Origin of the sequence: Mesorhizobium sp. M7A.F.Ca.US.006.04.2.1, assembly GCF_004022915.1 — a bacterium.
Taxonomy (GTDB): Bacteria; Pseudomonadota; Alphaproteobacteria; order Rhizobiales; family Rhizobiaceae; genus Mesorhizobium; species Mesorhizobium ciceri.
In genome coordinates this window covers 1-10,019 of record NZ_RZQA01000131.1, presented here as the reverse complement: position 1 = coordinate 10,019, position 10,019 = coordinate 1, and the positions used below count along the sequence as shown (strand labels likewise).

The 10,019-nt window shown below is 64.2% G+C and carries 9 protein-coding genes; 4 read left to right on the top strand and 5 right to left on the bottom strand.

Annotated features, from left to right (window positions below; genetic code table 11):
- Positions 1-135: 135 nt before the first annotated feature.
- The 5 genes from EN925_RS09895 to tauA all read right to left on the bottom strand — a co-directional run bounded on the left by EN925_RS09895 (position 136) and on the right by tauA (position 4,370).
- Positions 136-1,089, bottom strand: a complete 954-nt coding sequence (locus tag EN925_RS09895; protein ID WP_127224153.1) for a sulfonate ABC transporter substrate-binding protein — start codon at positions 1,087-1,089, stop codon at positions 136-138.
- Positions 1,090-1,331: 242 nt separating this feature from the next.
- Positions 1,332-1,517 (bottom strand): hypothetical protein, encoded by a 186-nt coding sequence (locus EN925_RS09890; protein ID WP_013528709.1) that lies wholly within the window; start codon positions 1,515-1,517, stop codon positions 1,332-1,334.
- A gap of 31 nt (positions 1,518-1,548) precedes the next feature.
- Positions 1,549-2,409, bottom strand: a complete 861-nt coding sequence (locus tag EN925_RS09885) for an ABC transporter permease subunit (RefSeq protein WP_013528708.1) — start codon at positions 2,407-2,409, stop codon at positions 1,549-1,551.
- Entirely contained in the window at positions 2,406-3,197 is a 792-nt protein-coding gene (locus EN925_RS09880; protein ID WP_127370340.1) for a taurine ABC transporter ATP-binding protein, read from the bottom strand. The genes EN925_RS09885 and EN925_RS09880 overlap by 4 nt, the downstream gene beginning before the upstream one ends.
- Positions 3,198-3,356: 159 nt before the next feature.
- A complete protein-coding gene (gene tauA, locus EN925_RS09875; RefSeq protein WP_127388477.1) occupies positions 3,357-4,370 on the bottom strand; it encodes a taurine ABC transporter substrate-binding protein in 1,014 nt (337 codons plus the stop codon).
- A gap of 643 nt (positions 4,371-5,013) precedes the next feature.
- On the opposite strand from tauA, the gene EN925_RS09870 reads away from it, so the two are divergent.
- The 4 genes from EN925_RS09870 (at position 5,014) to EN925_RS09855 (ending at position 9,753) form a co-directional block, all read left to right on the top strand.
- Positions 5,014-5,484 carry an Rrf2 family transcriptional regulator gene (locus EN925_RS09870; RefSeq protein ID WP_013528705.1) on the top strand — a complete coding sequence of 157 codons (471 nt, stop codon included), beginning with the start codon at positions 5,014-5,016 and terminating at the stop codon, positions 5,482-5,484.
- Between the two features lie 31 nt (positions 5,485-5,515).
- On the top strand, positions 5,516-6,850 hold the full coding sequence (locus EN925_RS09865) for an FAD/NAD(P)-binding protein (RefSeq protein WP_127388479.1): 1,335 nt from the start codon (positions 5,516-5,518) through the stop codon (positions 6,848-6,850).
- Positions 6,851-7,135: 285 nt separating this feature from the next.
- Complete coding sequence (locus tag EN925_RS09860) at positions 7,136-8,575, top strand: pyridoxal-phosphate dependent enzyme (protein WP_064992683.1); 1,440 nt, start codon at positions 7,136-7,138, stop codon at positions 8,573-8,575.
- Positions 8,572-9,753: a PLP-dependent aspartate aminotransferase family protein gene (locus EN925_RS09855; RefSeq protein ID WP_127388476.1), complete on the top strand. Its 1,182-nt coding sequence runs from the start codon at positions 8,572-8,574 to the stop codon at positions 9,751-9,753. Before EN925_RS09860 ends, EN925_RS09855 begins: the two co-directional genes overlap by 4 nt.
- The last annotated feature ends 266 nt before the right edge of the window (positions 9,754-10,019 follow it).

Genomic DNA, 10,019 nt, shown 5'->3' with positions numbered 1-10,019 from the left:
AACCAGAAGAAATCGAGCGGTGCGGTGCTGGCAGGCGCGGTCATGTCTGGCACAGTCACGGGCGGATCTCCTGGAGATATGGGTGCGAACGCAAATGGCGCCGGGCGTTCTCACCCGGCGCCGTCAGGGGACAAGTCAGTTGCCGGGTGCCGTCCACACCGCGTCGGAGATGCGGACCGCGTTCGGGATCAGCCCGAGCTTGAAGAAGCGGTCTGCGGTCGCCTGCTGGCCGGCGATGATCTCGTCGGTGATCGGGAAGACGCCGAATTTGGTGCGGTTGGCGGCGATGATCTGCGCGTCGAGCGGCACGCCGGTCACCTCATGCAGCGCCGCGGCCACCTTGTCGCGGTTCTGGTCGGCCCATTTCGCCGCCTCGCCCAAGGCTGATATCGTTGTGGTGACGGTTTCGGGATGCGCCTTGGCGAAGTCCTTGTTGGCGAGGAAATAGGTGTTGACCTTCAGCACCTCGCTGGAGCGGGCCAGCACACGCGGCTGGTAGCGGGTTTCGGCGATGGCGAAGAACGGATCCCAGACGGTCCAGGCATCGATCTGGTCGCTGGCAAAGGCTGCGGCCGCATCCGCCGGGCTGAGATAGACCGGCGTGATCTGGTCGAACGGGATGCCGGCCTTCTCCAGCGCGGCGACGAGCAGATTGTGCGCGCTGGTGCCCTTGCCGACACCGACGCGCTTGCCCTTGAGATCGGCGACCGACTGGATCGGCGACGCCGGCTTGACGAAGATCGCCTCGCCCTCGCCATTCGACGGCAGCGCTGCGGCATAGACGATGTTGGCACCGGCCGACTGGCCGAAGATCGGCGGCGCGTCGCCGGTCCAGCCGACATCGATGGCGCCGACATTGAGCGCCTCGACCAGCGGCGGACCGGCGGTGAACTCGACCCACTTGACCGTCACGCCCTTGTCTTCAAGTGCCTTCTCGATCACCTGCTGCTGCCTGGCGATCACCGGCAGGCCGGTCTTCTGATAGCCGATGCTGAACTGCTTCAGCTCCTGCGCCGTGGCGCCGGACGACACGGCAACCGTCGCCGCCAGCAGGCCGATGCCGAAAACACGTCTCGTTAGATTGAACATTGATCCCTCTCCTTCGCTGCGGATCGGCGCCGGAAATGGCCTCGCCGGTTGGAAGATGGATGAGGCTAGGTAATTCTATAAATTTAGTAGAGGAATGATTTTGCGAGTTAGAGGGGAGAATGGGAATTATCTTCTTTGGCTACCTGGAATTCGCCATCCTGGGGTCTGCGCTGCGTCGCTTCGCTCCTTGCTCCGCCCTAGGATGACGAAGACGCGGGGGCTAGTGCCAATCGCCAATCCCCTCACTGCGACCAGTACTGCCAGGCCCAGTAAAAACTCTCGTCGCGTGGCGGCAGGCGGTCGCGCTCGGCGTCCCAGCGGACCGGCGTTGGCGATTTCGGTTGCTGTTCAAGCGGCTGGCTTTCCCTGGTCCAGGCGAGAAGCCAATTGCCGGCTTGGGCGAACAGCACGGCGGTGGAATGGGTCATCGGCATTCTCTCCTGCTCTTCTGGTTCCCAATCATTCGCGTCCCGCCCACGGGACGAGCACGCGCTCGATCCTGCGGAGGGTGAATTCCAGCACGAAGGCAATGGCCGCGATCACCAATATGCCCATCACCACCACGTCGGTGACGAGGAACTGGGCGGCCGACTGGATCATGAAACCAAGCCCGCGCGTCGCCGCCACCAGTTCGGCGGCGACCAGCGTCGACCAGCCGGCGCCGAGCGCGATGCGCAGGCCGGTCAGGATCGCCGGCAGTGCGCTCGGCAGGATGACATGGCGGACCACTTGGCGCTGAGTAGCACCCAGTGAGCGCGCCGCATTGATGCGTTCCTGCGAAACGCCGCGAACGCCGGACGCGGTCGACAATGCCACCGGCGCCAGCATGGAAATAGTGATCACCAGGATCTTCGACGGTTCGCCGATGCCGAACCAGATGACGACCAGCGGCAGGTAGGCGAGCGGCGGGATCGGCCGCAGGAACTCAAGCAGCGGATCGAAGATGCCGCGCCCGATCGTGCTGATGCCGATGGCGAGCCCAACCGGCACGCCGACGAGGATGGCGGCGACCAGCGCGGCGAAAACCCGGCCCAGGCTGGCGATCGCATGCTGCAGCAGCGTCGCATCGACGAAGCCGTCGCGGGCGACGGTGATGAACTTGTTCCACACCGCAACCGGCGAGGGCAGGAACACTGGCGACACCAGTTGCAGGCGGGCCGACAGCGCCCACAGCGCCAGCACCACCAGGATGGTCATCACGCTGACCGCGCGCGCGGAAACGCCTTTGCGTTTCGGGCTGGACCGCGACCACGGCACCGACAGGCCGTCGGCCTCGTCGACCTTGTGTCCCGGCCGCTCGGTGTAGGAGGTAACGGTCATGCCGCCTCTCCTTCGAAGATCGCGTCGGTTAGTTCGCCGCGCGCCGCGGCGAAGGCCGGGTCGGCCTTGATGGTGCGGACGGCCTCGCCCGATGCGTAGCGCCTGGAGAAGCCGGGTTCGAAAGTTTGCACCACGCGGCCCGGGCCAGGCGCCAGCACGACGATGCGGGTGGCCAGCACCAGCGCCTCCTCGATGCCATGCGTCACCATCAGCACGCCGACATCGCTTGCCGTCCACAGATCGAGCAGCGTCGTCTGCATGCGCTCGCGCGTCAGCGCATCGAGCGCGCCGAGCGGTTCGTCGAGCAGCAGGAATTCGGGTTCGGCGGCGAGCGCCCGAGCCAGGCCGACACGCTGGCGCATACCGCCGGAAAGCTCCCAGATGCACTTGTCGCCGGCGTCGGCGAGCTTCACCAGCGCCAGCAGCTCATCGGCGCGCCGCGCCCGCTCGGCCGGAGCGACACCGCGCAGCCTGAGCGCGAAGGCAACGTTTTCGCGCGCCGTCAGCCATGGGAACAAAGCATCGTTCTGGAACACCACCGCCCGGTCCGAGCCAGGTGCTGTGATCGGCTTGCCGTTGATTGAAGCCGTACCGCGCGCCGGCGCGATAAGGCCGGCGGCGACGTTGAGCAGCGAGGTCTTGCCGCAGCCGGAACGGCCGACCAGCACGACGAAATCGCCCTTGGCGACATCGATCGACACCCGCTCGACGGCAGGCGCTGCCTGGCCGTCATAGTGGATCGAGACCTTGTCCAGTACGAGATGGGGGTCGAGCACGAGATGCGGCATGGATGCCTCGCGGTTCGTTGAAATCCGACTGCCCCGGCCCTCGTCAGCGGTTCCGGGGCAGTCAGCACGCGGCGTTAGGGAAAAAGATCCGCGCGCGTTCAGAGCAATTCCAGGAAAAGTGTGAAGCGGTTTTCCGTCCGGAATTGCGTTAAGCGAGTACTAGTTCGAGGCGAGCGCCTCGGTGACGTATTTCGACGATACGTATTTCGAATAGTCGGGAAGCACGGCGTCGATCTTGCCTTGCTCCTTGAGGAAGGTGGATGTCGCTTCGACCGCCTTGACCGTGCCGCCGCCGAGGAATTTGTCGGAGGCCTGCTCTTCCAGCGTCGGGAAGACATAGCCCTTGAGCAGCTGCGGCACTTCTTCCAGCTTGGCGCCGGTGAGTTTGGCGATCGCGGCCGCCTGCGGCGACGATACCGACCAGGCTTCGGGCTTGGCGAGGAACTCGGCATATGCCGCGCCCGTCACCTTGACGAAGTCGCGCACCGCTTCCGGGTTCTTTTCGGCGAAGTCGGTGCGCACGATCCAGGCGTCGAAGGTCGGCGCGCCCCAGGCGGCGACCTGCGAGGAATCCACCACCACCTTGCCCGTCGTCTTGATCTGGCCGAGCGCCGGATCCCAGACATAAGCGGCGTCGATGTCGCCGCGCGAGAAGGCGGCGGCGATTTCCGGAGGCCGGAGATTGAGGATCTCGACCGACTTCGGATCGACGCCCTCATGCTTCAGTGCTGCGAGCAGGCTGTAATGCGTCGTCGAGACGAACGGCACGGCGACCTTCTTGCCGGCGAGATCGGCGATTTTCTCGATGCCGGCGCCGTTGCGTGCCACCAGCGCCTCGGATTCGCCGATCAAGCCGACGATGAAGATGGTCTGGATCGGCAACTCGCGGCTCGCCGCCGCCGCCAGCGGGCTCGAGCCGACATAGCCGATATCGACCGAACCGGAAGCGACCGCGGCGATGACATCGGCGCCGGAATCGAATTTGCGCCAATCAATGGTGGCCTTAGTCGCCTTTTCATAGGCGCCGTCGGCCTGCGGCACTTTCGAGGGTTCGACCACCGTCTGGTAGCCGATGGTGATCTTGAGGTCGTCGGCCAGGGCCGGGCCGAGGAAGGCCGCGCCGGCAAGTGCCGCTGATGAGAGGAGAACAATGCGTCGCGAAATGATGGACATGAAGGGCTCCTGAAAAGAGAAAAACCGGAATGCTTCATAATAGTCAGCTAATTCTATGGTTCTTGTAGAGTTAAATCCTTCCAACCAAGGCGGGCTTGTTAGAAAAAAGCTGTCGATGGTGAGGTGGTGAGGCGGATAGGGTGGTTGCGGTGGGGCAGAGTGTCGCCACAGGGCAGGCCTTTCGACGCCGGCGGGCCAGCGCCCCCCTCTGTCCCACCGACCTCTAACCTCCTGAACTGCGGTGATGGCTCCGCCTACGCCCACCGCGAACTAGAATTCCCGCTTCCGGCCTCTTCCAGGCAAATTCATGCCTCAAACAACCGCCGATTTGACAACCCATTCCGCGTGTTCGAGGGTAAGTATAGTAATCTTATCGACATTGAGACTGGAGGCGACGATGAGCAGTCACCATATCGCGATGATCGCGCCCCCAAACTCGTGCGCTTTTGTATCCCTGTGGGCACAAAGGCTGGTCAAAATGGCCCGCGCGGCTTGAAAACGAAGCAAAATCAGCAGTTCTCGGCTTGTACATCATGTCACTAGAATTTATGTGTCATGCGGGCTTGGACGCGGCGGCAACGCACGCCAGGCGTTTTGCAACCGATGGTTCCATGCCGTCGCATGCCAGAGAAAATTTGATCTCATGCTCACCAAAAAAGGTAAGTACGGCCTCAAGGCGCTTGTCCACCTCGCGCGATTGCCGGCCGGGCAGCTCGCCTTCGTCAACGACGTCGCCACCGGCAACAACATCCCGAAGAAATTTCTCGACGCCATCCTGGGCGAGTTGCGCAATGCCGGCTTCGTCCAGAGCCGCAAGGGCAAGGATGGCGGCTATCGCCTGGCGCGGCCCGCCGACGAGATCAAGGTCGGCCATGTCGTGCGCGTCCTCGACGGTCCGCTGGCGCCGATCCCCTGTGCCAGCCGCACCCAGTACCAGCGCTGTGAAGATTGCAACGAGGCGACATGCCAAGTCCGACATCTGATGCTCGAGGTCCGGCAGGCGATCGCCGAGGTGCTCGATCAGCGCAGCCTCGCCGAAATGCGCGATATCTCTCTCGACGACCTGTCGGTCGGCATCGGCGATCTGCCGGTCGCGGTGAAGGTCCAGGCCTGACACTGGCGCTGCGCAGAGCGAAGGCATGCCTATGACCGGGCGCGCCAACTCCATCATCATTGTCGGTGGCGGCGCCAGCGGCGTCGTGCTGGCCGCGCATCTCCTGAAGTCGCCCAATCCCGACCTGCGCGTCACGCTGATCGAAAGGCGCCCGCATTTCGGTCAGGGCATCGCCTATTCGACGCTGCTGTCGGCGCATGTACTGAATGTCAGCGCCGCCGGCATGAGCGCCTATGCCGACGATCCCGGCAATTTCTGGCGCTGGCTTCAGGAACGCGGCCTGGCAACGGCTGAGGAGGCGCCCTTCTATGCGCCACGCAGCATCTATGCCCGCTATCTCGGCGAGTTGCTGGTCGATCTGGAAGCGCGGGAAAAGCAGAGCGGTCGGCTTCGGCTGATCCGCGAGGAAAGCCTCTCGATCACGCCCACCGCCTCCGGCGTCGAAGTGGCGCTGGCCAACGGCACCAGCGTGGTTGCGCATCTCGCCGTGCTGGCCACCGGCCACGACGAGGAGCCGGCGCAAGGCCATGCCATCAGGATGGGATCGGAAGCCGACACAGCACTTCCGCCCGGCGCCGGCGTCATGGTGCTGGGCACCGGCCTCAGCATGGTCGATGCTTTCCTGGCGCTGGAGCAACGCGGCCATCGCGGCGACATCATAGCTGTGTCCAGGCGCGGCCTGCTGCCCTCGCCGCATCGCAAGGGCAATCCGATCAAGCTCGACGTCGCCGACATTCCGCTCGGCACGCAGCTCTCCTATTTCGTCGGCTGGTTCCGCGACCTGATCAAGGAAAACCAGAAGGCCGGCATCGACTGGCGTGACGTCGTCGACGGGCTGCGGCCGTTCAACCAGAAGATCTGGCAGAACTGGCCGCCTTCCGCCAAGCGCCGCTTCGTCGAGCACACCAAGGCCTGGTGGGACATCCACCGCCATCGCATGGCGCCCGAGGTCTACGCCCGTATCACCGAGGCCGTGCAATCCGGCCGCATCCGCCTGGTCGCCGGCCGCGTCGTCGACATTGCGCGCAACGGCGAATTCACCGTCCAGGTCCAGTCGCGTCACACGCAGCGTCTCGAGACCTTCGAGGTCGCCCGCATCTACGATTGCTCTGGCATCGTGAGGGACATCTCGACCTCGTCGAACAGCGTCGTGCGCTCGCTGGTCGACCGCGGCCTGGCAAGGCCGGATCCGCTGCGCATCGGCCTCGACGTATCGACCAAATGCGAGATCATCGCCGGCGACGGAACCGTTTCGGCCAAGATCCTCGCCGTCGGCCCGCTGACGCGCGGCACCTTCTTCGAGATCGACGCCATCCCCGATATCCGCGTGCAGTGTGCGAGGCTGAGCAAGCAGCTGCTGGGCTAGGCTGTGTCGTAGATGATGCCGGCCTGCAAATGGCGGCTTCCTGTGCTTCCGGTGCTCACGTACCCAAAAGTACGCTCCGCTCCGGTTCTCGGAATCTGCCATTTTCGGCTCGCCTGACCTGAATCTCAACACACCCTCCAAGCCTTTGAGGCACAAACCGGAATTTCATTCCGCATCTGGCCGGTTGATTGGCACGATCTATCTTCTTTCCGACTGCAAAGGGCTGGAAAAGAGGCTACGCTGCCGCCCTGCCCAGAGGCGGTCGCTTGGTCATGGAGCATCGATATGAGCGAGCATGAGATCGCCGCACTGGACAGTGCCCCCTCGGAAGCCGAATTGTCCCGCCTGCGTCCGCCCTACAAGTCGGTGCTCGACCTGATCGGCCAGACGCCGGTGGTCGAGCTGACCAAGTTCGACACCGGCAAATGCCGACTGTTCATCAAGCTCGAAAGCCAGAATCCCGGCGGCTCGATCAAGGACCGCATCGCGCTGTCGATGATCGCCGCGGCTGAAAAGCAGGGCAAGCTCAAGCGCGGCGGCACCATCGTCGAGGCGACCGCCGGCAACACCGGGCTTGGTCTCGCCCAGGTCGGCATCCCCAAGGGCTACCGCATCGTGCTGGTCGTGCCCGACAAGATGTCGCGCGAAAAGATCCAGCACCTGCGCGCGCTCGGCGCCGAAGTGCGCATGACGCGCTCCGATGTCGGCAAGGGCCATGCCGAATATTACCAGGACATGGCCGAGAAGATCGCGGCGGAAACGCCCGGCGCCTTCTATGCCAACCAGTTCGCCAACCCGGCCAATCCGCTGGCGCATGAAACCACCACCGGCCCCGAGATCTTTTCGCAGCTCGACGGTGATGTGGATGCCGTGGTGGTCGGCGTCGGCTCGGGCGGCACGCTGACCGGGCTTGGCCGCTACTTCGCAAAAGTGTCGCCGAAGACCGAAATGGTGCTGGCCGATCCGGTCGGCTCGGTGCTGGCGCCGCTGATCAAGACCGGCAAGATGGAAGAGGCCGGCAGCTGGACCGTGGAAGGCATCGGCGAGGATTTCGTGCCGCCCAATGCCGATCTGTCGCTGGTCAAGAAGGCCTATTCGATCCCCGACAAGCAGAGCATGCTGGCGGTGCGCGACCTCTTGTCCAAGGAAGGTATTCTTGCCGGCTCATCCTCGGGCACGCTGCTGTCGGCGGCGCTGCGCTATTGCCGCGAGCAGACGGTGCCCAAACGCGTCGTCACCTTCGTCTGCGACAGTGGCAACAAGTATCTGTCGAAGGTGTTCGACGATTTCTGGCTGGCCGAGCAGGGGCTGGCCGAGCACGAGCAGCATGGCGATCTGCGCGACCTGGTGATGCGCTCGCACCGCACCGGCGACACCGTCTATGTCGGCCCGGACGAAAGCCTGCTCAATGCCTATGGCCGCATGCGCCGCTCCGATGTCTCGCAGCTGCCGGTGCTCGACAACGGCAAGCTCGTCGGCATCGTTGACGAAAGCGACATACTGGCCAAGGTCGACGGCCCTTATGACGGCCGCTGGGAGCGCTTCAACGGCCCGGTGCGCACGGCCATGACCTCCAACCTGCACACGCTGCAGGCCAGCCAGACGCTGGACGCGCTGCTGCCGGTGTTCGACCGCAACGAGGTCGCCATCATCTTCGACGGCGACGAATTCGTCGGCCTGATTACCCGCATCGATCTGATCAACCATCTGAGGCGCGCACGATGACCAGCAGCACCCCGCCAGCCGGCAAGAACCGACTGGCTTTTTCGACGCGCACCATCCATGGCGGCCAGAGCCACGACCCGCTGACCGGCGCGGTAATGGTGCCGATCTACGCCACCTCGACCTATGGCCAGCAATCGCCCGGCGTGCACAAGGGCTTTGAATATGCCCGCAGCCAGAACCCGACGCGCTTTGCTTTCGAGCGCGCGGTGGCCGACCTCGAAAGCGGCTCGGCCGCCTTCGCCTTCGCGTCCGGGCTGGCGGCGATCGCCACCGTGCTGGAGCTGCTCGATTCCGGTGCGCATATCGTTGCCACCGACGACATCTATGGCGGTTCCTTCCGGCTGATGGAGCGGGTGCGCAAACGCTCGGCCAATCTGCAGGTCTCGTTCGTCGACTTCACCGACCTTGCCGCCGTCGAGGCCGCGATCCGGCCCGAGACGAAAATGCTGTGGGTCGAAACCCCCACCAACCCGCTGCTGCGCATCGTCGACCTCGAAGGCGTCGCCGCACTTGCCAGGCGCAAGGGGATTCTCACGGTCGCCGACAACACCTTCTGCAGCCCCTATATCCAGCGGCCGCTGGAGCTTGGCATCGATATCGTCGTGCATTCGACGACCAAATATCTCAACGGCCATTCCGATATGGTCGGCGGCGTGGCCGTCGTCGGCGACAACAAGGATCTGGCCGCCCAGCTGAAATTCCTGCAGAACGCCATCGGCGCCATTTCGGGCCCGTTCGACAGTTTTCTGGCACTGCGCGGGCTGAAAACGCTGGCGCTGCGCATGGAGCGCCATTCCGCCAACGGCCTGAAGATCGCGCAATGGCTGGAAGCGCGCCGCGACGTCCGCCGCGTCATCTATCCCGGCCTCGCCAGCCACCCGCAGCACGCCGTCGCCGTCCAGCAGATGCATGCCTTCGGCGGCATGATCACAGCCGTGCTCGACCGCGACCTAGCCGGCACCAAAAAGTTCCTCGAACGCACGCAATTGTTCACGCTCGCCGAAAGCCTCGGCGGTGTGGAGAGCCTGATCGAGCACCCGGCGCTGATGACGCATGGCTCCATACCGGCGGAGAAACGGGCCGAGATCGGCATATCGGATTCGCTGGTAAGGTTGTCGGCGGGGATCGAGGATGGCGATGATCTGATCGCCGATCTGGATCAGGCGCTGGCGGGCTAGAAGCTCAATCAACTTGCAACTTCAGCGTTGCCCCTCATCGCCCTGCCTTGGCTCCTTTCCTTTCCTTTCCCTCCGGAGGGGGGAGAGGTGGCTCGGCGAAGCCGAGACGGAGTGGGGGAAGGCGTTCGCAGACGCGCAGTCGCCGCAAGACAGGCACAATCTGACGAGCAAGAGACCTCAGGCGCGCGGCGAGGGTCGACCCCCACTCCGTCGAGCTTCGCTCGACACCTCTCCCCCGATCGACGGGGGAGAGGAAGGGCAAGGGG

Coding starts and splice junctions, on each gene's coding strand:
- EN925_RS09895 (WP_127224153.1), bottom strand. CDS start 1,089: ATGTTCAATCTAACGAGACGTGTTTTCGGCATCGGCCTGCTGGCGGCG.
- EN925_RS09890 (WP_013528709.1), bottom strand. CDS start 1,517: ATGACCCATTCCACCGCCGTGCTGTTCGCCCAAGCCGGCAATTGGCTT.
- EN925_RS09885 (WP_013528708.1), bottom strand. CDS start 2,409: ATGACCGTTACCTCCTACACCGAGCGGCCGGGACACAAGGTCGACGAG.
- EN925_RS09880 (WP_127370340.1), bottom strand. CDS start 3,197: ATGCCGCATCTCGTGCTCGACCCCCATCTCGTACTGGACAAGGTCTCG.
- tauA (WP_127388477.1), bottom strand. CDS start 4,370: ATGTCCATCATTTCGCGACGCATTGTTCTCCTCTCATCAGCGGCACTT.
- EN925_RS09870 (WP_013528705.1), top strand. CDS start 5,014: ATGCTCACCAAAAAAGGTAAGTACGGCCTCAAGGCGCTTGTCCACCTC.
- EN925_RS09865 (WP_127388479.1), top strand. CDS start 5,516: ATGACCGGGCGCGCCAACTCCATCATCATTGTCGGTGGCGGCGCCAGC.
- EN925_RS09860 (WP_064992683.1), top strand. CDS start 7,136: ATGAGCGAGCATGAGATCGCCGCACTGGACAGTGCCCCCTCGGAAGCC.
- EN925_RS09855 (WP_127388476.1), top strand. CDS start 8,572: ATGACCAGCAGCACCCCGCCAGCCGGCAAGAACCGACTGGCTTTTTCG.